Consider the following 23,083-nt stretch of genomic DNA (forward strand, 5'->3'; position numbering starts at 1 on the left):
CGACACGCGGCGGGCGCTCATGGGCCCATTCTCGCCTGAAGCGGGAAAGGAGAGCGGCCTGGGCCGTCAGAAAATCGTCGGTATCTTCACCACTAATGATATTTCCAGTCAGGAGATTAAACCCAGCCTTGCCGGCCCAGCGGGCGGAATTCTGGGATCCGCCGCCATACCACAGCCGGTCTGTTAGCCCCATGGCAAAGGGCCGCAGACGCGGGAGCTGCGCACCGGCCGCATTACCCGCCTCCGTATCGCTGGACAAGGGTTGCGACCTGAGCGCCGCGGCAAACTTTTCGGCGCGGGCGTGGCTGTAATCCGCCTCGGGAGCGTGGTCTACATAGTCCGAGATGAGATGTGCGAAAGGCGGCGGACCAACCGACACCCCAACATTCAGCCGACCACGCGAGAGAACATCAACTGTGGCCAGATCTTCGGCCAGTCGAAACGGGTTCTCATAACCCAGCTGAATGACGGCGGTGCCTAATCCAATCCGTTTCGTACGCTGCGACGCGGCGGCAAGAAAGGTGGCCGCCGAGGATACGCCTCGCTCCAAGTGACGCTGCCGAACCCAGGCGCTATGAAATCCGAGCGCCTCGCCAACCTCGAAAAGCCCCAGTGTTTCCTCGATCCCCCGCCCCGGATCGTCGTCCAGATAATTGCCGGGCACGAGAAAGGCGAAGTGTGAAATATGGGAAAGTGGCATGGCGCTGCATCCGGTTACGAGTGTAAATCTTCTGGGCGACACAGAGGCGGCTCCCTGTGGCGGGACAACCTCGAATACGCCGATTAGTCACCAAGCTTGCATCACGGCGCCCCTACTGGCGCGGCATGTTTGTTTATACTCCTCGCAACCGTTGAAAGATCGTTGCACGATTTAATAGTCTACTAAAATTATCGATTACTGGCCGTCAGCCGGTATACGTCACCCTCTTCAGGCCGGCCGTGTCGTTGCGCCTGAAAAGGCCTTTATTCCTCGCTCCACAGGAGGATCGGATGCTCGCGAAAGTTTCCGACTTTCTGGTTGTCCTATACGGTGCCCGGCTCTCAGGCTGTCCGGCTGCTTCGGACATCCGGGCCCTTTGGCTCGACCGTATCTGCGGCGGCGCCCTTCATGCCTCGCAGCCTCCCTCGCCTTCTATCGGCGGGCGCCCGCTTAGGCGTCAGGCTTCGCTACCCCAAACGAAAACCTTGGACGAGGACACTCAGGCAGCAGCCATGGCGGAACTGCTTGAAAAGCGGTTTCGATATTCTCCCGGCGAAAGGCCGAGGACACGGTGGAAGACGCGGCGGAAGGCGGCGGCATCCTCATATCCGACTGACCATGCGATCTGGTCCACGGAACGACGGGTGAACTCCAGCAATTCCCGCGCCTTGCCAACCCGCAGGTGCTGTACGTATTCGATTGGTTTCATGCCCGTCGCAGCCTTGAAGCGACGCAGGAAAGTGCGCTCCTCCAGCCCGGCATGGGTCGCCATGTCGCTAACGCTTGTCGCGCGCCCGGCGCGGGCCTGCAACCAGTGCTGGACCTTCAGGATCGGCTCGTCGCCATGCGTCAGTCTCGGGGCGAAGCTGCTATAATGGCGCTGTTCCCGCCCGGCAGGATCGATCAGCAGGAACTTGCCCGTCTCGATCATCACCGAGGGGCCGAGCAGCCGGTCGACGATGCGCAGGCCCAGATCGGTCCATGCCATCAGCCCGCCGGCCGTGATGATATCACCGTCCTCGATGACGACCTTGTCTATGTCGAGACGAATATCGGGAAAGCGCTCCCGAAACAGCTCCGCAAAAAACCAGTGCGTCGTGGCGGGGCGGCCTGACAGCAGCCCGGTCGCAGCGAGAAGAAACGAACCGCCGCAACTGGCCGCCAGCGTGGCACCCTGGGCGTGGCGATCAAGCAACCAGCGGGCGTAAGGCTCGGCTTCGTCAATCTCAGCAGGTCCGGTCAACCTGCCGGGAACCACTAAGATATCGGGATGCCCCGCTTGTCCCGGATGGGTGTCATGACAGCGTGAAAACTCGCCGTCGTCATCCATGCTCCAGTGGCTGACCCGCAATCTCGGCCCGCCGCGATCCTGCGAAAAAACCGATGCGATCGCAAAAAGATCGGTGATGCCGTGAACCATGGCGACCTGACAGTCCCGATAGAGGACAAGCCCCACCTCCAGCGCGCTTCCCGAGATCCCCGCCATGCCCCTTACCCCCGTTTTGTCAATTTTGGCCCGCTTTCTGTCAGAAGCGCCAATCCAGTGCCCGCCGCCCAAAGAGTATCTCTATTCCCACGGGACGCAAGCAAGCTCCCTGCAACAGGAGAGAGAGCGATGACAACGATAACCACCAGAGACGGAACACATATTTTCTATAAGGACTGGGGCACCAGGCACGGCCAGCCCATCATCTTCTCCCATGGCTGGCCGCTCAGCGCCGACACCTGGGATGCGCAGATGGTGTTTTTCGCCAACAACGGGTTCCGCACCATCGCCCACGACCGCCGCAGCCACGGGCGTTCCGACCAAGTCTGGCACAACAATAACATGGATCAATATGCCGATGACCTGTCCGAGCTGATCGAGCAGCTTGACCTTCACGACATTATTCTCGTCGGTCATTCCACGGGCGGTGGCGAAGTTACCCGCTATGTGGGCCGGCACGGTACGGATCGCGTCGCAAAGATCGCCCTCATCGGCGCCGTACCACCACTGATGCTAAAGACGGAGAGCAATCCCATCGGCCTGCCGATCGATGTTTTCGACGGCATTCGCAAGGGCACCTACGATAATCGCAGCCAGTTCTTCAAAGACCTGACAATCCCCTTCTACGGCTACAACCGGGAGGGCGCCGTGATTTCGGAAGGCATTCGCGAGGAATTCTGGCGTCAGGGCATGATGGGGGGGCTGAAGGGTCAACTCGACAGCATCCGCGCCTTTTCGGAAAGCGATTTTAATCAGGACCTGAAGGCCTTCGACAAACCCACGCTGGTTCTGCACGGCGATGACGACCAGATCGTACCGGTCGGTGCTTCCGCCCTTTCGACCGTCAAGATCGTCAAACATGCGGTTCTCAAAATCTATGAGGGCGCCGATCATGGCCTCACCCAGACCCACCAGGATCGGTTCAACGCCGATCTGCTTGCCTTCATCCAGGACTGAAACCACGCACACAGGAGACACGGACATGTCGCAGAATACATTTCTCATTACCGGCGCATCCGATGGCATCGGCGCCGTCTATGCCGAACGTCTGGCAAAACGCGGCCACGATCTCGTTCTCGTGGCGCGGCGCGCCGAAAAACTGAAAGCATTGGCCGCGCAGCTGGAAAAGGATCACCACATTGTTGTCGAGGTTCTTTCCGCCGATCTGTCACGCGCAGAGGACCTAGAAAGGGTCGAAAGACGGCTGCGCGAAGATCATGACATCACCGGCCTCGTCAACAATGCCGGCATAGCCGGGGACGGAGCGATTACGGCGCTGGACCCCGCCTATGTAACGACGATGATCAACCTCAACATTCTCGCCGTGACCCGCCTTGCGGCCGCCATCGCCCCCCGCCTTGCCGACAGCGGAAACGGCACGATCATCAACATCACCTCCGTCACGGCGCTGATGCCCGCGGCATTCACCGCAGTCTATCCTGCCACGAAAGCCTTCGTGCTGGCCTTCACCGAGGCGATGCAGGCGCAGCTCTCACCTTCGGGCGTGCGGGTGCAGGCGGTCCTGCCCGGCATCACCCGCACCGCGATCTGGGAAGAGGAACGGCTCGACGCCATTCCGGCCTCCATGGTCATGGATGTTTACGAGATGGTGGATGCCGCCCTTGCCGGTCTCGATCTCGGCGAAACGCTGACTATTCCATCGCTGCCGGATACGACCGATCTCGACAATTTCCTCGCTGCGCGTGCAGCGCTGCGGCCCAACCTGTCACATGCACGTGCCGCCAGCCGGTATCACGCCATAAAATCCGAATAGAGGAGACGTGCCATGATCCTCGGCCTCACCATTCCCCAATTCACGGCATTGCACGTCGGTTTAAGCTTCATCGGCATTGCCGCCGGGCTGGTTGCCCTGCCAGCCTACGCGGCGGGGCGGTGGATGCCGCGAGTGACAGCAATTTTCCTCATCACCACGTTCGCCACGACGCTTACCGGCTTCCTGTTTCCAATCGGCAATTTCACACCTGCCCTGGGGGTCGGCATCGTCTCGACGATCGTCATGGCTGTCGCGCTGATTGCGCTCTACGGATACAGCCTGAGGGGCAAGGCAAGGATCATCTACTCGATCACCGCCACGATGAGCCTTTACCTCAATATGTTCGTGCTGATCGTCCAGTCCTTTTTAAAGGTAGAAAGCCTGAACGCCCTGGCGCCGAACGGCAATGAGCCTCCGTTTCTCATTGCCCAGACGGTTCTGCTGGTTGCTGCCATTCTTCTTGGCTGGAGGGCAACGCGCCGCAGGCTTGCCGTTTGAGTAGGACGCGTCCCCAGCGAGCTGCCAGACCAGTGCCCTGTGCCTGCTTTCAGGCACAGGGTACATTTTTCAATAAATACGCCCTCAGAAAAACATCAGCGCCGATTGCCACACTACAATATACATTATATGATAATATATATCGTATCACTGTAGGAGAGGCAGATGAAAGCCGTGAAGATCAATGAACGCCTGACCGTGGCGGACCAGCCAATGATCGCCGAATTCCAATCGCTCTCCGCACAGGGCTTTAAGACCATCATCAATGCCCGACCGGATGGAGAAGAGACTGCCCAACCGGGTAACGCGCAGGAAAGAACGGCCGCTCAGGCCGCCGGCATGGATTACGGCTTCATCCCAGTCACGGGTCCGACCATCACCGAAGCAGATATCCGCGCCTTTCAAAAGAAAATGGCGGGAGCGGAAGGTCCGGTTTTTGCCCACTGCAAGGGCGGCACGCGTGCGCTCACACTCCATGTGCTCGGAGAAGCACTCGACGGGCGCATCGAGCGAGACGCCATCGAAGCCTTTGGCAATGCGCATGGCTTTGACCTGTCGGGGGCGATCCGCTGGCTTGATCGCCGTACGGCAGCGGCACCGCATGTCAAAGCCTTTTTCGATCCGCGCACGTCGAGCGTTCAATATGTCGTTTCCGACCCCAAGACGAGGCGATGTGCGATTATCGATCCAGTCTTAGACTTCGATGAGAAGTCCGGCGCGACAGGAACCATGAATGCCGACGCCATTCTGGCCTATGTCGCAAGCGAGAACCTCACCGTGGAATGGATTCTCGATACCCATCCGCATGCCGATCATTTTTCTGCCGCTTATTATCTGAAGGGAAAGACCGGCGCGCCGACGGCGATAGGCGCAAAGGTCAAACATGTGCAGAAGCTCTGGCAGGAGAAATATAACTGGCCGGACTTCAAAACCGACGGGTCACAATGGGACCACCTGTTTGAAGCTGGCGAGAGCTTCCGTATCGGCTCTCTTGAGGCGCGCGTCCTCTTCTCCCCCGGCCATACGCTTGCCTCCGTCAGCTATGTGGTGGGCAATGCAGCTTTCGTGCACGATACGCTCTTCATGCCCGATTCAGGCACCGCGCGTGCGGATTTTCCGGGCGGCAGCGCAAGACAGCTCTGGGCCTCTATTCAGGATATTCTCTCGCTTCCAGATGAGACGCGGCTTTTCACCGGCCATGACTATCAACCCGGCGGCCGCTCTCCAAAATGGGAAAGCACGGTTGGCGAACAAAAGCGCAGCAATCCGCATATTGCCGGTATGACGGAAGATGGCTTTGTCCGCCTAAGGGAAGCGCGGGACAAGACTTTACCGATGCCGAAACTTATTCTCCATGCCCTCCAGGTGAATATTTGCGGCGGCCGCCTGCCCGAGCCGGAGGCGAACGGCGTCCGCTATCTGAAGCTCCCGCTCGACGTGCTTGGGGGCAGCGCATGGTAGAGAAAGCCACAGCCAACAAACCGCACCATAGTGGTGAAATTCCCCTCGCCGCGATGGAGGAAAGGGCGGGCGAAGTCGCATTGCTCTTGAAAACGCTCGCTCATCCCGCCCGGCTGATGCTCGCCTGCACGCTGGCGCAAGGGGAGTTTTCGGTCGGTGAGCTGGAGTCCAAACTGGACATCCGCCAACCGACACTCTCCCAGCAGTTAGGCGTCCTTCGCGAAGCTGGGGTGGTCGAGACGCGACGCGACGCCAAGCAGATATTCTACAGACTGACGCAGGAGAAAGCGGCGCAATTGATCGAGGCCTTGTACGCCATCTTCTGCGCGCCGGGCGAGGAAACCCAATGAGCCCTTACTGGCATCCTCTTCTCGGCGGCATGCTGCTCGGTCTTGCCTGCGTTCTGCTTTTTCTCTTTAACGGTCGTATCGCCGGGATCAGCGGTATGATCGGAAAGACGCTGAGCAGGGAGCGGCGCCTCGCGGACCTCAGCTTTCTCGCCGGCTTGCTGGCCGGACCATATATCTATGCCGCCGCCTTTGATCGGCTGCCCGCCATCACCATCCTTGCACCCTTGCCGCTTGTTATCATTGCCGGACTGCTGGTGGGTTTTGGCACGCGAATGGGCTCCGGCTGCACATCGGGCCACGGCATCATGGGGCTGGCGCGCTTTTCCCGACGCTCTATCGCGGCAACGGCGACTTTCCTGATTGCGGGGATGTTTGCGGCGACAATGGTGGGGGCGCTGTCATGAGAAATCCCGCCTTGGCGCGTGTTGCCCTTGCATTGGCCGCAGGAGCGCTGTTCGGCTTCGGCCTTTCGCTGTCGGGCATGATCGATCCAGCCCGCGTTTCGGGTTTTCTCGATGTAGCAAGCGGCCACTGGGACCCGAGCCTGATGTTCGTTCTCGCGGGCGCTGTGATGGTGGCCGTGCCGGGTGAGCTGATCAGCAGGCACCTTGCCAAGCCTATCCTCGCTGAGGATTTCGGCCTGCCGGCAAAGAGCCGCATCGACCGACCGCTGCTGATAGGTTCGGCCATGTTCGGCATCGGTTGGGGGCTTGCCGGTTTTTGCCCCGGCCCGGCCATGTCGGCTTTTGGCCTTGGGCTTACGCCGGTCGCGTTTTTCGTCACTGCCATGATTGCCGGCATGCTGGTCCACGACCGGCTCTACGCAACCCGCTCATAGCGCAATACACGTGCGGCCAACGCGGAAAGGACCATCGCGCGGCGCTGGGAGGGCTCCGCGCGATGGAATACGATCAAAGATCGATCAAGCTCTTGCCAGTCATTTCCGGCGGCAGCGGCTGGTTCATGAGTTGCAGCAGGGTGGGCGCGACATCAGCGAGAATACCGTCGTGCACCCTTGCCCCATCGGGACCTCCAAAAAGGATCACCGGCACAGGATTGGTGGTGTGGGCCGTGTGCGGGCCGCCCGTGACCGGATCGATCATGGTTTCGCAATTGCCGTGATCGGCAATGACCAGCATCGCGCCACCCACTTTTTCAAGCGCGGCAACTACTTCGCCAAGACCGCGGTCCACGGCTTCACACGCCTTGATCGCGGCCTGAAGATCACCTGTGTGGCCGACCATGTCAGGGTTGGCATAATTGGTGACGATCAGGTCATAACCCTTGCCGATTGCCTCGACAAATTTCTCGGTTACCTCGGCCGCACTCATCTCTGGCTGAAGATCGTAGGTCGCAACCTTGGGTGACTTCGGCATGAAGCGGTCTTCACCGATTTCCGGCTCCTCCTTGCCGCCGTTCAGGAAGAAGGTGACATGCGGATACTTCTCCGTTTCGGCGAGGCGAAACTGCGTGAGGCCCTGCCTGGCCACCCATGCACCCAAAGTATTGACGATGTCCCGCTTCGGATAAGCCGTGGTCATGAACGTGCTGTGACGCGTGGAATATTCCACCATGCCAAGCAGCGCAGAAAGGACGGGCTTTTCGCGCGGAAAACCGTCGAATTCATCGGCACCGATCGCAAGCAGGATTTCACGCGCCCGGTCGGCACGGAAATTGAGGCAGAACAGACCATCGCCTGCCTTGAAGCCCTTATAGCCATCAATCACCGTCGGCAGGATAAATTCGTCGGTAATGCCATTCGCATAGCTCTGCGAGACGGCGCTTACGGCATCCCGCGCATGTTCGCCCTTGCCAAGAACCATGGCGTCATAGGCTTTCTCCACACGCTCCCAGCGATTGTCGCGATCCATCGCATAATAACGGCCGATCACCGTGCCGATGCTTGCCCCCTGCGGCAGGCTTGCGACAAGCGCGGCGACGAAATCTTCTGCCGACTGCGGTGCGACATCGCGACCATCTGTGATGGCATGCACCACGACGTTCAGACCGTGACTGACCATCAGCTTCACCGCCGCCTGGCCGTGCAGGATATGACCATGGACGCCGCCATCGGAAACCACGCACATCAGATGCGCCACACCGCCAGCAGCCTTGACCCTGGCGGCAAAATCGATCATCGCCGCGTTGCGGAAAAAGCTGCCATCCTCAATCGCCAGATCGATCTGACCGAGATCCATGGCGACGATACGGCCAGCGCCGATATTGGTATGACCCACTTCCGAATTGCCCATCTGCCCCGTCGGCAGGCCGACCTTCGGACCGAAGGTTGTCAGCGTCGCATTCGGGCAAGTGGCGAAAAGCCGGTCCATGGTTGGCGTGTTTGCCAGAAAGGGCGCATTGCCGGACGTTACCTCGCTCAGCCCCCAGCCGTCGAGAATGGTCAGAACAACGGGTTTGGGAGTGCGCATGGGAGGACCTTCTTCTTCATTCGGTTGCCGGCGGAGAGCGGACCGCAGGGCACCGGAGCGCCCTCGTCCGCCACTATGTTCATGATGAGAAAACATGCTTCTCGTTCTTCTCTTCTATACCCGAAGATGACGAACGCAAGCCTATACCGACAGCGAAACAGCGGCATGACGACCGAAAAGGTCGGTCCAATTCGGCTCTCTCAACCCCACGCCTGGCGCAGGAATGAGAGAGCGTAAAGACGGTCACTCAATGAAAATCAGTGCCGGCTTCTCCAGCAACGCCTTCATCGCCTGAATGAAGACGGCTGCGTCCCACCCGTCCACGACACGATGATCGAAGCTGGACGACAGGTTCATGATCTTGCGCGGCGCAAAGCGAGCCCCATCCCAGACCGGCCGGGTCATAATCTTGTTGACACCAATGATTGCCACCTCGGGATGGTTGATGATGGGCGTCGAAACGACACCGCCTAACGCCCCAAGCGAGCTGATGGTTATCGTGGAGCCCATCAACTCTTCCCGATGCGCTGTGCCGGTGCGGGCGGCTTCGGCAACGCGTGCAACTTCCTCCGCACAGTGCCAAAGGCCGAGCGTTTCCGCATGGCGAACGACCGGAACCGTCAGGCCCGCCGGCGTTTGCGTGGCGATGCCAATATGAACCGCCTCGTAGTGGCTGACGACCCCTTTCTCATCGTCAAAGGTGGCATTCATGCCGGGATGATCGGCAACGGCTTTCACCAGAGCGCGCATTAAAAACGGCAGGATCGTCAGTTTCGGCTGCCCGGAACGACGGTTGCCGTTCATCGTCGCGCGAAGATCCTCGAGATCCGTGACGTCGATCTCTTCGACATAGGTAATGTGGGGAATGCGGGACGCCGACAGCACCATCTTCTCGGCAATCTTGCGGCGCAGGCCCGTCAGTTTCACATCCTCGACGGCGCTGTCATGCGACGCGGTGGCTGAAGGACGTTCCGGCCGGCCACGCGCCGTCAGATATCCATCGAGATCGCTATGGGTGATGTGCCCATCCGGTCCCGTTCCCTTGACCTTTGCGAGATCGATATCGAGATCGTCGGCGCGCTGGCGCACGGCGGGGGCTGCGAGCGGCTTATGATGCGGCTCGGCAGCGCTTTCCGGTGAAGGTTCGCTGATGTCCCGGGCTGGATGGTGTGCTTCAACGGGTGGCGGAGCTTCGGTCATATCGGCTGGCGCTTCCGCCTCCGCGATAACGACCGGCGCTTCGGCAGCGGCTTCGCGATCAATGGCGTCCGCTTCGCGATCAATGGCAGCCGCTGCAGCATCCGTCTCGATGCGCAGGAGCGGCGCCTTCACCGGTACGGTGTTCCCGACGGTGACGGCGAGCCAGGTGACGACCCCCGCCACCGGCGATGGGATTTCCACGGTTGCCTTATCCGTCATGACGGCCGCAAGCACCATGTCTTCATGGACGATATCTCCCGGCTTGACGTTCCACTCGACCAGTTCGGCTTCTGCAACACCTTCACCCACATCGGGCATTGTGAGGGTAAATTCCGCCATAATCAGGCCTCCATGACATCGACGAGGGCGCGCCCGACACGGGCCGGACCCGGAAAATAGTCCCATTCCTGGGCATGCGGATAAGGCGTATCCCAGCCGGCGACACGCACGACGGGCGCCTCCAGATGGTAAAAACAATGTTCCTGCACAAGCGACACGACCTCGGCGCCGAAGCCGGAAGTCAGCGTCGCCTCATGCACCATCACACAACGGCCGGTCTTGGAGACAGACTTCACAATGGTGTCGAGATCGAGCGGCAACAGGCTGCGAAGGTCGATAATCTCGGCATCGACCCCGGTCTCTTCCGCCGCCGCCAGTGCCACATGCACCATGGTGCCATAAGCGATGACGGTGACGGCGTTTCCGGGGCGGCGGATTTCCGCCTTTCCGATCGGGACCGTATAATGACCTTCCGGCACCTCCCCCATTTCGTGTTTGGACCATGGCGTTACCGGCCGGTCGTGATGGCCATCGAAGGGACCGTTGTAAAGCCGCTTTGGCTCGAGAAACATCACCGGGTCCGGGTCTTCGATGGAGGCGATCAGCAGCCCCTTGGCGTCGAAGGGATTGGAGGGGACGACGACTTTCAGCCCGCAGACATGGGTGAAAAGCGCCTCCGGACTCTGGCTATGCGTCTGCCCGCCGAAAATGCCGCCGCCGGTCGGCATACGAAGAACGATCGGGCAGGTAAAATCGCCGTTTGAGCGATAACGGATACGCGCTGCTTCCTGGGTGATCTGGTCATAAGCGGGATACATGTAATCGGCAAACTGGATTTCGACACAGGGCCGCAATCCATAAGCGGCCATACCGATGGCGGTGCCAACGATGCCCGACTCACTGATCGGCGCATCGAAACAGCGGGTTTTACCGTATTTCTGCTGCAGCCCCTGCGTGGCGCGGAAAACGCCGCCGAAATACCCCACATCCTCACCAAAAACCACGATATCGTCGCTGCGTTCCATGGACACATCCATGGCGCTGCGGACGGCTTCAATCATCGTCATTCTTGCCATGTCTTACCATCCTGCCTTCTGGCGCTGGCGGACGAGATGCGGCGGCATCTCCTCGTAAACGCCCTCGAAAATATCCTTTTTCGGCGGTTTCTTGCCTTCATGCAGCGTGCCGTGGCTTTCCGCCTCGCGTTGCGCTTCAAGCACTTCATCAGCGATTTCTGCCTCCGCCTGCCGGTGCCGTTCCTCCGACCAGACGCCCCGCAGGATGAGATGTTTCTTCAATCTCAGAACCGGGTCGCCTAAAGGCCATGCCTCGGACTCGGTCTTGGGGCGGTAAGCGCTCGGATCGTCAGAGGTGGAATGCGCGCCGACGCGATAGGTCACATATTCGATCAGCGTTGGGCCGAGATTGCGCCGCGCCCGCTCCGCGGCCCAGCGCGCCACGGCATAAACGGCAAGATAGTCGTTGCCATCCACCCGGAGTGCAGGAATGCCGAAGCCCAGCCCGCGCGCTGCAAAGGTGCCCGAACCGCCGCGTGCGATGCCCTGAAAGGTGGAAATGGCCCATTGATTGTTGACGATATTGAGGATGACCGGGGCCTTGTAAGTAGAGGCGAAGACCAGCGCGGAATGGAAATCCGACTCCGCCGTCGAGCCGTCACCGATCCAGGCGGCCGCGATCTTGGTGTCGCCCTTGATGGCCGACGCCATCGCCCAGCCGACCGCCTGCACATATTGCGTGGCGAGATTGCCGGACACGGTGAAGAAACCATGTTCTTTCGAGGAATAAAGCACCGGTAGTTGCCGCCCGTGCAGCGGGTCGAGTTCGTTGGAATAGATCTGGTTCATCATGGTGACGAGCGGATAGTCGTCAGCGATCAGCAGCCCCGCCTGCCGATAGGTCGGGAAGTTCATGTCGCCCTTCGAAAGAGCCTTGCGGAAGGCGCAGCTGACTGCTTCTTCGCCCAGATGCTGCATGTAAAACGAAGTCTTGCCCTGCCGCTGCGCCATCAGCATGCGCGCATCAAAAGCCCTGAGCCGCATCATGTTTTTCAGGCCGACCAGCAGGTCGTCGTCCGAAAGCAGGCCCGCCCAAGGTCCGACGGCCTCGCCCTGGTGATTGAGGACGCGGATGATGGAATAGGCCAGATCGCGCATGCTCTCAGGCGCTGCATCCACCTCCGGGCGCGGCACGGAGCCGGCTCTCGGTATCTTTACATTGGAGAAATCCGGCTGGTCGCCTGGCCGCACCGCAGGTTCGGGAACATGCAGGCTGAGACGTGGCGTTTCTGATATGTCCATTCTACTCCTCCCGTCGCAGTCTCCTCCAGACCACGAAACAACGCTCAAAGGTTCCGCGCGATCACCATGCGTTGGACATCGCTCGTCCCCTCGTAAATCTGGCAGATGCGCACATCGCGATAGATCCGCTCCACCGGATAATCCGCCATGTAGCCGTAACCGCCGTGAATCTGGATGGCGTCGGAGCAGACACGCTCGGCCATCTCCGACGCGAAGAGCTTGGCCATCGATGCCTGCGAAAGACAGGGCTCGCCCGCCTCCTTCAACGCCGCCGCGTGCAGCACCAGCTGTCTAGCGGCCTCAATGCGCGTCGCCATGTCCGCAAGGCGGAACGCCACCGCCTGATGTTCGATGATCGCCTGTCCGAAGGCTCTGCGCTCGCGGGCATAATCCCGCGCCGCCTCAAACGCCGCCTGCGCCATGCCGACGGCCTGTGCGGCGATGCCGATACGGCCACCTTCCAGATTGGCAAGCGCGATGCGGTAGCCCTGCCCTTCTTCACCGAGCCGCAAATCGGCCGGTATGGCCATGTCGGTAAAGGCGATCTGGCAGGTATCGGACGAGTGAAGCCCGAGCTTTTCCTCCACCCGGATCACCTCGTAACCCGGCGTGTCCGTCGGCACGATAAAGGCGGTGATACCCTTCTTGCCCGCGGCTGCATCCGTAACCGCAAAAACAATGATCACATCGCCGTTTTTTCCGGATGTGATGAATTGCTTCGCCCCATCGAGAATATAACGATCGCCATCGCGCCGCGCTTTGGTCTTGAGATTTGAGGCATCGGAGCCAGCCTGCGGTTCGGTCAGCGCAAAGCCGCCGATCCATTCGCCGGATGCAAGCTTCGGCAAGAAACGCTGCTTCTGCTCCTCGGTTCCGAATTTGAGGATCGGCACGCATCCCACGGAATTGTGGACGCTCATGATGGTGGAACAGGCACCGTCCCCCGCAGCGATTTCTTCCAGCGCCAGCGCGTAAGCGACAGCACCGGTTTCCGCCCCGCCATACGCTTCGGACACCAGCATGCCGAGGAAGCCGAGCTCGCCCATCGCTTTCAATTCTTCCTTGGGGAAACGGCTTTCCCGGTCACGGGACGCGGCGCCAGGCGCAAGCTTTTCCCGCGCGAAGTCGCGGGCCATGTCCCTGATCTGCTGCTGGGATTCAGCGAGCATCATCGCCGCCTCCCGCCAAAAAGCAGAAGCGCATCAGGCGCGTCGCCAGCTGGAATTGGTCGCGAGGGCTGCCCATGAAAGCACGGGCGGCCCCGTCGATCACGACAGGGTCATGCACAGCCAAATTCACCTCCCTTGGCCAGCCCTGACGTGAGGAACCGGCCCGCCGCAAATCTCCTCCAGACCGCGACTGATATGAACGCTATCACTATCTCGAATTCATTTCAAAGCTATTTTGATTGACAGTTTTTTGATTGGCGATATCTTTGATCCAACAAATAGACATATCATAGAGCAAATGATCCATGATTGAGCTCGACAGTTTCGACCAGAAGATTCTGCATGTCCTCGGCGATGACGGGCGGGTCAGCTGGCGGGATCTTGCGGCTCGGATCGGCCTTTCCTTCACGCCGACGCTTCGGCGCGTGCGCAAGCTGGAAGAGGAAGGGATCATTCGCGGCTATACCGCCGTGTTTGACGAGAACCGGCTGCTCGGCAACATGGGTGTCTTCATCTCCGTCACGCTCGAACGCCAGATCAAGGAAGCGTTGACGACCTTCGAGCACCATGTCGCTTGCATTCCGGAAGTCGTGGGTGGCTATCAGACGAGCGGCAGTTCCGATTATCTGATCCACGCCATGGTGCGGGATTTGCCCCATTACCAGCAGCTTCTGGATTTCCTGACCACGGTTCCGGGCGTGTCGCGCATCCAGTCCAACTTTGCCATCAAGACATTCGTGCGCCGTTCCGCCGCTTTCACCGGGGGTGACACGCCATAATCGCAGGGCTGCCGGCGCGGAGGAGGTGCCGGTAGCTGACAGAAGGGACGGTCAATACTGTCCGGAGGAGGAGACGCGATGAGTTTGAACCTCGCCGCCATTTTCGATGCCGATCTCGGCCCGGAAATCGCAGCATTGCGCGATAGCGCAAGTGCATTCGCAGATGATAAAATTGTCCCGCTGGCGGCGGAGATCGACAGGGACGACAGCTTCCCGCGTCAACTCTGGCCACAAATGGGCGAACTTGGCCTGCACGGCATCACCGTTTCGGAAGAATTCGGCGGCGCCGACATGGGCTATCTCGCCCATTGCGTGGCGATGGAGGAAATAAGCCGGGCTTCCGCTTCCATCGGCCTCTCCTATGGTGCTCATTCCAATCTCTGTATCAACCAGATCCATCGGTGGGGCACGCAGGAGCAGAAAAGGAAATATCTGCCGAAGCTGGTCTCGGGGGAACATGTCGGTTCGCTTGCGATGAGCGAGACGGAGGCCGGTTCGGATGTCGTCTCCATGCGGCTCAAGGCAGAACGCAAGGGCGACCGCTATGTGCTGAACGGCGCGAAGATGTGGATCACCAACGGCCACGAAGCCGATACGCTGGTGGTCTACGCCAAGACCGACATGTCCGCCGGCCCCCGCGGCATCACCGCCTTCCTGATTGAAAAGGGCTTCACGGGTTTTCGCCCGGCCCAGAAACTCGACAAGCTCGGCATGCGCGGTTCCCCCACCTCGGAACTCGTATTTGAGAATTGCGAGGTGCCGGAGGAGAACATTCTCGGACGCCTCAATGATGGCGTGACGGTGCTGATGAGCGGGCTGGATTACGAGCGGGCCGTGCTGGCAGCAGGTCCAGTCGGCATCATGCAGGCGGCCATTGATCTCGTTCTGCCCTATGCGCGCGAGCGCAAGCAGTTTGGCAAGCCGATCGGCGAGTTCCAGCTGGTACAGGGCAAGCTCGCCGATATTTACTCGGCTATGAACGCGTCGCGCGCCTATGTCTATGCGGTTGCCCGGGCCTGCGACAATGGCCGCATCACGAGGCAAGATGCGGCCGGCGCGATCCTCTTCGCCGCCGAGCGGGCGACACAGGTGGCGCTGGATGCGATCCAGCTTCTCGGCGGCTCTGGTTATGTCAATGAAAGCCCGGCAGGACGGCTGCTGCGTGATGCCAAGCTTTATGAAATTGGCGCAGGCACCAGCGAAATCCGCCGGATGCTGATCGGCCGCGAGCTAGTCAAGGGAAACGGGTGAGAAGACGCGATGAAGCTTAAATCCACTCTCAACCGCGACCCTGCCTTCGCTGCCAATGTCGATTTCATGTCGGGCCTGGTAGATGACTTGCGCCGAATGGTCGAGAAAATTTCAAAGGGCGGTGGTGAGAAGGCCCGTGAGCGGCACCTTTCTCGCGGCAAATTATTGGCGCGTGACCGCATCGATGCGCTGCTCGATCCCGGCAGCCCATTCCTCGAGTTCTCGCAATTTGCCGCTCACGAGGTCTATGACGAACCCGTTCCCGCCGCCGGCATCGTTACCGGTATAGGGCGGGTCTCGGGACGCGAATGCGTCATCGTCGCCAATGATGCGACGGTAAAAGGCGGCACCTATTATCCGCTGACGGTGAAAAAACACCTGCGCGCGCAGGAGATCGCGGCCGAAAACTGCCTTCCCTGCATTTACCTCGTGGATTCCGGCGGCGCAAACCTACCCAATCAGGACGAAGTCTTTCCCGACCGCGATCATTTCGGGCGCATCTTTTATAATCAGGCCAATATGTCAGCCGCTGGCATCGCCCAGATCGCGGTGGTGATGGGCAGTTGCACGGCAGGCGGCGCCTACGTGCCTGCCATGAGCGACCAGTCCGTCATCGTCAAAAACCAGGGTACGATCTTTCTCGGCGGGCCGCCGCTGGTCAAGGCAGCGACCGGCGAGGTGGTGAGTGCGGAAGAGCTGGGCGGCGCGGACGTGCATTCCCGTCAATCCGGCGTGACCGATCATTATGCCCGCGACGACCGCCATGCGCTGGCGCTGACCCGGCGCATCGTCTCGACCCTCAACCGTCGCAAGCAGGTGGAGCTCGATGTCCGCGAACCGGTGGAGCCGCTTTATCCGGCAGACGAGCTTTACGGCATCGTGCCAGCCGATACGCGCAAGCCCTTCGAAGTGCGGGAGATCATTGCCCGTCTCGTTGACGGATCGGAATTTGACGAGTTCAAGGCGCTCTACGGCACGACGCTGGTCTGCGGTTTTGCTCATATCCATGGCTATCCCGTCGGCATTATCGCCAATAACGGCATCCTGTTCTCAGAGTCCGCACTGAAGGGTGCGCATTTCATCGAGCTCTGCTGCCAACGCGGCATTCCACTTGTCTTCCTGCAGAACATCACCGGCTTTATGGTGGGCAAGGCCTACGAGGCAGGCGGCATCGCCAAGGATGGCGCCAAGCTCGTCACCGCTGTTGCTTCCGCCAGAGTGCCGAAATTTACCGTTATCATCGGCGGCTCCTTCGGTGCCGGCAATTACGGCATGTGCGGCCGCGCCTATTCGCCACGCTTCCTGTGGATGTGGCCGAATGCCCGGATTTCCGTGATGGGCGGCGAGCAGGCAGCGTCCGTCTTGGCGCAAATCCGCCGCGACGGCATCGAGGCCGATGGCCGCCACTGGTCGAAGGAAGGTGAAGAGGCGTTCAAGCAGCCGATCCGCGAAAAATACGAGCGGGAGGGCCACCCCTACTATGCCAGTGCGCGGCTTTGGGACGACGGTATCATCGACCCAAAGGATACCCGCCTCGTCCTCGGCCTCGGTCTGTCCGCCGCGCTCAATGCACCGATTGAACCCACCCGTTTCGGCATATTCAGGATGTGAGGCGACGATGTTTTCGAAAGTACTCATCGCCAATAGGGGCGAGATCGCCTGCCGCATCATTCGCACCGCCGCCCGAATGGGCATTCGTACCGTCGCCGTTTATTCCGATGCCGATCGCGACGCCATGCATGTGGCGTTGGCCGATGAGGCTATCGCCATCGGCGCTGCTCCTGCACGGGCCTCCTATCTCGACGGCGAAAAAATAATCGCCGCAGCAAAGGCAAGCGGCGCAGAGGCGGTCCACCCGGGTTACGGCTTTCTTTCCGAGAATGCCAATTTCGCGGAAGCCTGTGACGCCGCCGGGCTCATTTTCATCGGTCCTTCGCCGCAGGCGATCCGCGCGATGGGCGGTAAAAGTGAGGCCAAGGCGCTCATGGCAGAGGCGGGTGTCCCCGTCGTTCCAGGCTATCACGGCACAGACCAATCCGTGCACCAGCTGCAAAGCGAGGCGCAGACGATTGGCTATCCGGTATTGCTTAAGGCTTCCGCCGGCGGCGGCGGCAAGGGCATGCGGGTTGTCCGGAACGAGCGCGACTTTACGGCAGAACTTTCTGGCGCAAAGCGCGAGGCGCTGGCTGCCTTTGGCGATGACCGAATGCTGATCGAGAAATACCTTGAACGACCGCGCCATGTGGAAGTCCAGGTCTTTGCCGATGCACATGGTAATTGCGTTTCTCTCTTCGAACGCGATTGCTCTATCCAGCGCCGGCACCAAAAGGTGATAGAAGAAGCCCCTGCCCCCGGATTGTCCGACAGGCTGCGTCAACGCATGTACGACGCTGCTGTAGCCGCTGCCCGCGCAATTGATTATCGGGGCGCGGGAACGATCGAATTCCTGCTCGATCCCTCCGGCGAGTTCTACTTCATGGAGATGAATACGAGGCTTCAGGTCGAACATCCGGTGACGGAATACATTACCGGGCTCGATCTGGTGGAGTGGCAGATAAGAGTGGCGAATGGGGAGGCCTTGCCGGAAAGCTGGGCCAATCTCGGCATAAATGGCCATGCCATCGAGGCACGGATTTATGCCGAGGACCCCTCCCATGATTTCCTGCCGTCCATTGGCACCGTCAGCCATCTCGTTTTCCCCGATCAAGGGCCTCATGTGAGGGTAGATAGCGGTATCCGCGCCGGTGACGCCATTACCGTGCATTACGACCCGATGATTGCCAAGCTCATCGTCTGGGACGAAGACCGCCCATCCGCGGTGCGGCGTCTCCGACTTGCACTTGAAAAGCTGGCGATTTCGGGTGTGAACAGCAATGCCGCATTCCTCACGCGTCTTGCAGGACTGGAGGCTTTCGCCTGTGCCGATCTCGATACGGGCTTCATCGCCCGCAACGAGGCGGCTCTTTTTGCTCCGCCAGCGACCGGCGACAATGAGATTGCAATGGCCGCGCTTGGCCTGCTGCTTTCACGGCACAAACAGGGGAAATCCTCCTCAGAGTCAGATCCCCATAGTCCGTGGAAAGCCACATCGGCATTTCGCCTTAATGCACCAGGGCGAGAAACGCTCTCTTTCTCGTTCGATAACAAGCCCATAAAAGTTATTGCGATCGATGAGAAAGGCGGCTTTTCATTTGCCATCGACGGACGGACCATCGACGCCCGCGGCAGCCTTTCAGACGAAGGCAGACTTCAGGCGAGCTTGGACGGACGGAAAAAACAGGGACATTTCTTTGAGGGGGGCGGCAGTTTCGTACTTGTTCTCGATGGTGAGCATTATCGTATCGCTCAGCCTGATCCCGTCGATATGGAAGAGGCCAGCACTCATATGGGAGGTCTGGAAGCCCCCATGCCCGGCGTTATCCGCGCCATTCTGAGCGAGGACGGCACCGTGGTGGAAGCCGGCGAGGCCCTCGTCGTGATGGAGGCCATGAAGATGGAGCACACCATCCGCGCACCGGCCAGGGGGACTGTGGCGGCGATCAATTGTACTGTGGGCGATATGGTGACGGCAGGCGCGGTTCTGGTCGATTTCGAGCCGGAGGAGACGTGAGATGAGCTGGCCGCGAGGAGTAAAGATCGTCGAAGTCGGTGCGCGCGATGGATTACAGAACGAAAGCGCCGAGGTTCCGACCGCTGTCAAGATCGAGCTGATCGAGCGGTTGGCCGACGCGGGAATGAAAGCGGTGGAGGCCGGCGCCTTCGTATCGGCAAAAAAAGTGCCGCAGATGGCCGACTCGAAAGAGGTGTTTCAAAGCCTTAAACGGCTTCCTGGCACCTCCTATCCGGCGCTCGTGCCGAATATGAAAGGCTTTGAGGCCGCCGCTGAAGCCGGTGCAAAAGAGATCGCCGTTTTCGTCTCTGCATCCGAAGGGTTCAGCCAGCACAATATCGGCTGCTCGCGCGCGGAGAGTCTGGCGCGTTTAAAGGATGTCGCTGCGGCCGCGCAACGCCTCGATATTACCATGCGTGGCTACGTTTCCTGCATAGCCGGCTGCCCATACGACGGCACGGTGGCGCCGGATGAGGTGGCAGCTATGGCGGAATCTCTTATAGAGCTCGGTTGTTACGAAGTCTCGCTCGGCGATACGATCGGTATCGGGACAGCGGCGCAGGTTCGCGGCATCATCGAACGCGTATCAACACGCATTCCACGCGAAAAAATCGCCATGCATTTCCACGATACCTACGGGCAGGGTATCGCCAACGTCCTGACCTCGCTGGAACAGGGCATAAACGTGTTTGACAGCTCCGTTGCGGGACTGGGCGGCTGCCCTTTCGCGCCAGGTGCCACCGGCAACGTCGCGACGGAAGATGTTGTTTACCTGCTTCAGGGACTTGGCGTCGAAACCGGCATCGATCTGATGACGGTTGCGAAAACGGGGGACTGGATCAGCCGTAGCCTCGGAAGGCAAAATGCCGCGCGCGCCGGCAAGGCGCTGCTTGCATCGGAGAGAAAGGGTGACGCGCATGGTGGCTGAACTGCTGAGCGAAAGGCGCAAGGATGTGCTGTGGCTGACGCTCAATCGGCCGGAAGTGCACAATGCACTCAATGCGGCCATGACCGAGGGGCTTTGTGTCGCCATCCGTGCGGCGTCAAGCGATAGCAGCCTGCGCGCCGTGGTCATAACGGGTGCTGGAGACCGCAGCTTTTGCTCCGGCGCCGATCTCAAGGAAAGCGCGGGTGGCATGTTTCTGTCGCGGGATGGCGCCAACCCGATCGCCGAGGTGATCCGCGCTATAGAAGTGTGCGACAAGATCGTCATTGCCCGTATCAATGGCCGGGTACTGGCCGGTGGACTGGGGCTCGTCGCCGCCTGCGATCTGGCTTATGCCGCTGATAGCGCGGAATTCGGTCTGCCGGAAGTTCGCGTCGGCCTTTTCCCGGCGATGGTGGCGGCGAAGCTTCTGACGAAGATTCCGCCGGCCCACCTTCAGGAGATGGCCTATCTCGCTACGCCAGTCAACGCTGTGGAAGCCGAACGGATTGGCATCATCAACCGTACCGTGCCATTCGCCGAGCTCGACAGCCTCATCGATGACGTTCTTGCGCGGCTGCGCCAGAATGCGCCAGGCGCCATATCCGCCGGAAAAGCCGCATTGCTTGAGATGCGCACCATGCTCCCCGGCGAGCGTCTGGCTTTCGCAGAAGGCATCATCGCAACGATAAGCAAAAGCAACGAGGCTGAAGAGGGGCGCGCGGCCTTTGCCGAGAAACGAAAGCCGTTCTGGGTGACGTGAGGGCCAGCTGAACGCCTGCGGGATTTTTCCAACGCTTCGTCGGTGTAATTGATATAATCCCAGACCGCGCGTTGACCCGGTTCAGCAAATCGCGTTCTATCCAGCACCTTTCACCGGACGGTGGTCTGGGGAGCCGGAGGAGACCAATGCAGCTTGTAACAACCGTCGCCGAATTGCGGGATGCCACCGCTGCCTTACGCCGCGCGGGCAAAACCATTGGCTTCGTGCCGACCATGGGCTTTCTCCATATCGGCCATCTCGCCCTCGTGGCCAAAGCGAAGGCGGAAAACGACGCCACCGTCACCTCGATTTTCGTTAATCCACTGCAATTCGGCGCGAATGAGGACCTGGCACGCTACCCAAGAAATCTCGAGCGAGACCGGGAGCTACTGGAACGGGCTGGCGTCGATATTCTCTTTGCCCCGGATGTGAGCGAAATGTATCCACGCCCCATGGCCACAGTTGTTGACGTCCCGGAACTTGGCAGTCAGTTGGAAGGTGCTGTACGCCCCGGCCATTTCGCGGGCGTTGCGACTGTTGTGACCAAGCTTTTCAATCTCGTTCAGCCGGATGCCGCCTATTTCGGTGAGAAGGACTATCAGCAGGTGGCATTGATCCGCCGCATGGTCGAAGACCTCGCCCAGCCGGTGAGGGTCGTGCCCGTTGCCACCGTGCGGGAGGCTGACGGGCTCGCCTGTTCCTCACGCAATGTCTATCTCAGCCCCACGGAGCGGGCCGCCGCCGTCATCGTGCCACGCGCGCTCGCCGAAGCGGAACGGCTTTATGACGAAGGTTTGGACGACCCAGCCGCATTCGAAGCGGCCATAGAAAAATTCATTGCTATCGAGCCGCTTGCGCAGGCAGAGGTCGTTGCGGTGCGCGCTCCAGATACGCTTGCACCCGTGACCTCCGTTCAGGCCGGGCCTGTTCTGGTTGCGCTTTTCGTGCGTGTCGGCAGCACGCGGCTTCTCGACAATCGCGTCCTCGGGCGCGTCCGGGCCGATCAACCGGAGGCAGCACCATGAGCGCCCATGCGAAACACAAGCGGCTGACGACGGCTTCCATTCGGCAGATGAAAGGTGAAGCACGGATCGTGTGCCTGACCGCCTACACGACCCCGATTGCGCGTCTGCTCGACCCGCACTGTGATCTGCTGCTGGTGGGCGATTCCCTCGGCATGGTGCTTTACGGTATGGATACGACTGTCGGCGTTACGATGGACATGATGATCGCCCACGGACACGCCGTCATGCGCGGCGTCGAAAATGCCTGCGTCATCGTTGATCTTCCCTTCGGCACCTATCAGGAATCCAAGGAACAGGCTTTCCGCAACGCCGTGCGGCTGATGCAGGAAACCGGTTGCGACGGCGTGAAACTGGAGGGCGGCGAGGAAATGGCCGAAACCGTCGCCTTTCTGGTGGCGCGTGGCATCCCAGTGTTTGGCCATGTCGGGCTGATGCCGCAACAGGTCCACACCGCAGGCGGTTTCCGTTCGCTCGGACACTCGGATGCCGAAACCCAGAAAATCTGGCGCGATGCCATTGCCATCGACCAGGCAGGCGCCTTCGCCATCGTGATCGAAGGCACGGTCGAACCTCTGGCGCGCGAACTGACCGAAAAACTCGCCGCGCCGACAATCGGCATCGGCGCCTCCCCCGCATGCGACGGTCAGGTTCTGGTCTCGGACGACATGCTCGGCCTGTTTTCCGACTTCAAACCGAAATTTGTAAAACGGTATGCAAACCTCGGATCAACCGTCTCAGAAGCAGCGGCAACTTACGCCGATGAGGTTCGTTCCGGCGCGTTTCCCGGGCCCGAGCATACATTTCAGGTGCGTCCAAGGCCTTCGTCGAAGCAATAGCCCGGGAGAATCGGGATCATGTTCCAAGCCGTCAGGAAGGATGCCAAGCAGCTGGTCTGCGGTAACAGACGTCTGCTCCGACAGCGAATAAATTGACTTTGCATCGAAGATTTTTTGCATCTTTGAAATGCAGATGTGACGCAAGAGGTCTGTGCCGCACCCTTACCGCTTCGACCATTCCACATTGATGAGAGTTCGAAGCCTACCCTCCACAAAGGGCAAATCATCTC

General features: G+C 60.0%; 22 protein-coding genes. 15 read left to right on the forward strand and 7 right to left on the reverse strand.

All coding sequences use genetic code 11. The annotated features are described in order from the left end of the window. The coding region (locus ACUTJJ_RS13205) for an LLM class flavin-dependent oxidoreductase (RefSeq protein WP_445542452.1) at positions 1 to 700 on the reverse strand (700 nt) is incomplete at its 3' end. Between the two features lie 499 nt (positions 701 to 1,199). Further along, on the reverse strand, positions 1,200 to 2,186 hold the full coding sequence (locus tag ACUTJJ_RS13210) for a GlxA family transcriptional regulator (protein WP_445542453.1): 987 nt from the start codon (positions 2,184 to 2,186) through the stop codon (positions 1,200 to 1,202). Positions 2,187 to 2,315: 129 nt separating this feature from the next. Between ACUTJJ_RS13210 and ACUTJJ_RS13215 the strand changes: the two genes are divergently transcribed. The 7 genes from ACUTJJ_RS13215 (at position 2,316) to ACUTJJ_RS13245 (ending at position 7,107) form a co-directional block, all read left to right on the forward strand. Beyond that, a complete protein-coding gene (locus ACUTJJ_RS13215; RefSeq protein ID WP_445542454.1) occupies positions 2,316 to 3,143 on the forward strand; it encodes an alpha/beta fold hydrolase in 828 nt (275 codons plus the stop codon). A 25-nt stretch (positions 3,144 to 3,168) separates the two neighbouring features. Further along, positions 3,169 to 3,960: an SDR family NAD(P)-dependent oxidoreductase gene (locus ACUTJJ_RS13220; protein ID WP_209091173.1), complete on the forward strand. Its 792-nt coding sequence runs from the start codon at positions 3,169 to 3,171 to the stop codon at positions 3,958 to 3,960. 12 nt (positions 3,961 to 3,972) lie between these two features. After that, on the forward strand, positions 3,973 to 4,458 hold the full coding sequence (locus tag ACUTJJ_RS13225; protein ID WP_445542455.1) for a hypothetical protein: 486 nt from the start codon (positions 3,973 to 3,975) through the stop codon (positions 4,456 to 4,458). A gap of 165 nt (positions 4,459 to 4,623) precedes the next feature. Further along, on the forward strand, positions 4,624 to 5,919 hold the full coding sequence (gene blh / locus ACUTJJ_RS13230; RefSeq protein WP_445542456.1) for a bifunctional sulfur transferase/dioxygenase Blh: 1,296 nt from the start codon (positions 4,624 to 4,626) through the stop codon (positions 5,917 to 5,919). Then, the gene (gene bigR, locus ACUTJJ_RS13235; protein WP_445542457.1) at positions 5,913 to 6,269 is read left to right on the forward strand and encodes a sulfite-sensing transcriptional repressor BigR; all 357 of its coding nucleotides are present in this window, start codon (positions 5,913 to 5,915) and stop codon (positions 6,267 to 6,269) included. Before blh ends, bigR begins: the two co-directional genes overlap by 7 nt. Further along, positions 6,266 to 6,673 (forward strand): YeeE/YedE family protein, encoded by a 408-nt coding sequence (locus ACUTJJ_RS13240; protein ID WP_445542458.1) that lies wholly within the window; start codon positions 6,266 to 6,268, stop codon positions 6,671 to 6,673. The genes bigR and ACUTJJ_RS13240 overlap by 4 nt, the downstream gene beginning before the upstream one ends. After that, positions 6,670 to 7,107 carry a DUF6691 family protein gene (locus ACUTJJ_RS13245; protein WP_445542459.1) on the forward strand — a complete coding sequence of 146 codons (438 nt, stop codon included), beginning with the start codon at positions 6,670 to 6,672 and terminating at the stop codon, positions 7,105 to 7,107. Before ACUTJJ_RS13240 ends, ACUTJJ_RS13245 begins: the two co-directional genes overlap by 4 nt. A 73-nt stretch (positions 7,108 to 7,180) precedes the next feature. Here the strand turns inward: ACUTJJ_RS13245 and gpmI are convergent, their stop codons facing one another. From gpmI to ACUTJJ_RS13270, 5 genes are all read right to left on the reverse strand, one after another. Continuing rightward, the gene (gene gpmI / locus ACUTJJ_RS13250) at positions 7,181 to 8,698 is read right to left on the reverse strand and encodes a 2,3-bisphosphoglycerate-independent phosphoglycerate mutase (RefSeq protein ID WP_445542460.1); all 1,518 of its coding nucleotides are present in this window, start codon (positions 8,696 to 8,698) and stop codon (positions 7,181 to 7,183) included. Between the two features lie 243 nt (positions 8,699 to 8,941). Continuing rightward, the gene (locus ACUTJJ_RS13255) at positions 8,942 to 10,237 is read right to left on the reverse strand and encodes a dihydrolipoamide acetyltransferase family protein (protein ID WP_445542461.1); all 1,296 of its coding nucleotides are present in this window, start codon (positions 10,235 to 10,237) and stop codon (positions 8,942 to 8,944) included. Positions 10,238 to 10,239: 2 nt separating this feature from the next. After that, entirely contained in the window at positions 10,240 to 11,253 is a 1,014-nt protein-coding gene (locus ACUTJJ_RS13260) for an alpha-ketoacid dehydrogenase subunit beta (protein WP_445542462.1), read from the reverse strand. Positions 11,254 to 11,256: 3 nt separating this feature from the next. Then, positions 11,257 to 12,495 carry a 3-methyl-2-oxobutanoate dehydrogenase (2-methylpropanoyl-transferring) subunit alpha gene (locus ACUTJJ_RS13265; RefSeq protein ID WP_404494768.1) on the reverse strand — a complete coding sequence of 413 codons (1,239 nt, stop codon included), beginning with the start codon at positions 12,493 to 12,495 and terminating at the stop codon, positions 11,257 to 11,259. A gap of 44 nt (positions 12,496 to 12,539) precedes the next feature. Beyond that, positions 12,540 to 13,667 carry an acyl-CoA dehydrogenase family protein gene (locus tag ACUTJJ_RS13270; RefSeq protein WP_445542463.1) on the reverse strand — a complete coding sequence of 376 codons (1,128 nt, stop codon included), beginning with the start codon at positions 13,665 to 13,667 and terminating at the stop codon, positions 12,540 to 12,542. A 302-nt stretch (positions 13,668 to 13,969) separates the two neighbouring features. Here ACUTJJ_RS13270 and ACUTJJ_RS13275 point away from each other — a divergent pair, with 302 nt between their 5' ends. From ACUTJJ_RS13275 to panB, 8 genes are all read left to right on the forward strand, one after another. Beyond that, the gene (locus tag ACUTJJ_RS13275; RefSeq protein ID WP_445542464.1) at positions 13,970 to 14,443 is read left to right on the forward strand and encodes an Lrp/AsnC family transcriptional regulator; all 474 of its coding nucleotides are present in this window, start codon (positions 13,970 to 13,972) and stop codon (positions 14,441 to 14,443) included. Positions 14,444 to 14,521: 78 nt separating this feature from the next. Further along, a complete protein-coding gene (locus ACUTJJ_RS13280) occupies positions 14,522 to 15,694 on the forward strand; it encodes an isovaleryl-CoA dehydrogenase (RefSeq protein WP_445542465.1) in 1,173 nt (390 codons plus the stop codon). Positions 15,695 to 15,703: 9 nt separating this feature from the next. Then, positions 15,704 to 17,305, forward strand: coding sequence for a carboxyl transferase domain-containing protein (locus ACUTJJ_RS13285; RefSeq protein ID WP_445542466.1), 1,602 nt, complete (start codon positions 15,704 to 15,706; stop codon positions 17,303 to 17,305). Between the two features lie 7 nt (positions 17,306 to 17,312). Then, a complete protein-coding gene (locus tag ACUTJJ_RS13290) occupies positions 17,313 to 19,304 on the forward strand; it encodes an acetyl-CoA carboxylase biotin carboxylase subunit (protein WP_445542467.1) in 1,992 nt (663 codons plus the stop codon). 1 nt (position 19,305) lies between these two features. Continuing rightward, positions 19,306 to 20,232: a hydroxymethylglutaryl-CoA lyase gene (locus ACUTJJ_RS13295; RefSeq protein ID WP_445542468.1), complete on the forward strand. Its 927-nt coding sequence runs from the start codon at positions 19,306 to 19,308 to the stop codon at positions 20,230 to 20,232. After that, positions 20,222 to 20,992: an enoyl-CoA hydratase-related protein gene (locus ACUTJJ_RS13300; protein ID WP_445542469.1), complete on the forward strand. Its 771-nt coding sequence runs from the start codon at positions 20,222 to 20,224 to the stop codon at positions 20,990 to 20,992. Before ACUTJJ_RS13295 ends, ACUTJJ_RS13300 begins: the two co-directional genes overlap by 11 nt. Positions 20,993 to 21,138: 146 nt before the next feature. Continuing rightward, entirely contained in the window at positions 21,139 to 22,017 is an 879-nt protein-coding gene (gene panC / locus ACUTJJ_RS13305; RefSeq protein WP_445542470.1) for a pantoate--beta-alanine ligase, read from the forward strand. Continuing rightward, complete coding sequence (panB, locus tag ACUTJJ_RS13310) at positions 22,014 to 22,853, forward strand: 3-methyl-2-oxobutanoate hydroxymethyltransferase (RefSeq protein WP_445542471.1); 840 nt, start codon at positions 22,014 to 22,016, stop codon at positions 22,851 to 22,853. Before panC ends, panB begins: the two co-directional genes overlap by 4 nt. The last annotated feature ends 230 nt before the right edge of the window (positions 22,854 to 23,083 follow it).

This window comes from Agrobacterium sp. DKPNP3 (assembly GCF_052686535.1).

Bases quoted from the DNA above. Each gene is read 5' to 3' on its own strand.
- ACUTJJ_RS13300 (WP_445542469.1), top strand. From the start codon at position 20,222: ATGGTGGCTGAACTGCTGAGCGAAAGGCGCAAGGATGTGCTGTGGCTG.
- ACUTJJ_RS13280 (WP_445542465.1), top strand. From the start codon at position 14,522: ATGAGTTTGAACCTCGCCGCCATTTTCGATGCCGATCTCGGCCCGGAA.
- ACUTJJ_RS13225 (WP_445542455.1), top strand. From the start codon at position 3,973: ATGATCCTCGGCCTCACCATTCCCCAATTCACGGCATTGCACGTCGGT.
- ACUTJJ_RS13275 (WP_445542464.1), top strand. From the start codon at position 13,970: ATGATTGAGCTCGACAGTTTCGACCAGAAGATTCTGCATGTCCTCGGC.
- ACUTJJ_RS13215 (WP_445542454.1), top strand. From the start codon at position 2,316: ATGACAACGATAACCACCAGAGACGGAACACATATTTTCTATAAGGAC.
- ACUTJJ_RS13220 (WP_209091173.1), top strand. From the start codon at position 3,169: ATGTCGCAGAATACATTTCTCATTACCGGCGCATCCGATGGCATCGGC.
- ACUTJJ_RS13270 (WP_445542463.1), bottom strand. From the start codon at position 13,667: ATGATGCTCGCTGAATCCCAGCAGCAGATCAGGGACATGGCCCGCGAC.
- panC (WP_445542470.1), top strand. From the start codon at position 21,139: ATGCAGCTTGTAACAACCGTCGCCGAATTGCGGGATGCCACCGCTGCC.
- ACUTJJ_RS13260 (WP_445542462.1), bottom strand. From the start codon at position 11,253: ATGGCAAGAATGACGATGATTGAAGCCGTCCGCAGCGCCATGGATGTG.
- gpmI (WP_445542460.1), bottom strand. From the start codon at position 8,698: ATGCGCACTCCCAAACCCGTTGTTCTGACCATTCTCGACGGCTGGGGG.
- ACUTJJ_RS13210 (WP_445542453.1), bottom strand. From the start codon at position 2,186: ATGGCGGGGATCTCGGGAAGCGCGCTGGAGGTGGGGCTTGTCCTCTAT.
- ACUTJJ_RS13265 (WP_404494768.1), bottom strand. From the start codon at position 12,495: ATGGACATATCAGAAACGCCACGTCTCAGCCTGCATGTTCCCGAACCT.
- ACUTJJ_RS13290 (WP_445542467.1), top strand. From the start codon at position 17,313: ATGTTTTCGAAAGTACTCATCGCCAATAGGGGCGAGATCGCCTGCCGC.
- blh (WP_445542456.1), top strand. From the start codon at position 4,624: ATGAAAGCCGTGAAGATCAATGAACGCCTGACCGTGGCGGACCAGCCA.
- panB (WP_445542471.1), top strand. From the start codon at position 22,014: ATGAGCGCCCATGCGAAACACAAGCGGCTGACGACGGCTTCCATTCGG.
- ACUTJJ_RS13240 (WP_445542458.1), top strand. From the start codon at position 6,266: ATGAGCCCTTACTGGCATCCTCTTCTCGGCGGCATGCTGCTCGGTCTT.
- ACUTJJ_RS13295 (WP_445542468.1), top strand. From the start codon at position 19,306: ATGAGCTGGCCGCGAGGAGTAAAGATCGTCGAAGTCGGTGCGCGCGAT.
- ACUTJJ_RS13255 (WP_445542461.1), bottom strand. From the start codon at position 10,237: ATGGCGGAATTTACCCTCACAATGCCCGATGTGGGTGAAGGTGTTGCA.
- ACUTJJ_RS13285 (WP_445542466.1), top strand. From the start codon at position 15,704: ATGAAGCTTAAATCCACTCTCAACCGCGACCCTGCCTTCGCTGCCAAT.
- ACUTJJ_RS13245 (WP_445542459.1), top strand. From the start codon at position 6,670: ATGAGAAATCCCGCCTTGGCGCGTGTTGCCCTTGCATTGGCCGCAGGA.
- bigR (WP_445542457.1), top strand. From the start codon at position 5,913: ATGGTAGAGAAAGCCACAGCCAACAAACCGCACCATAGTGGTGAAATT.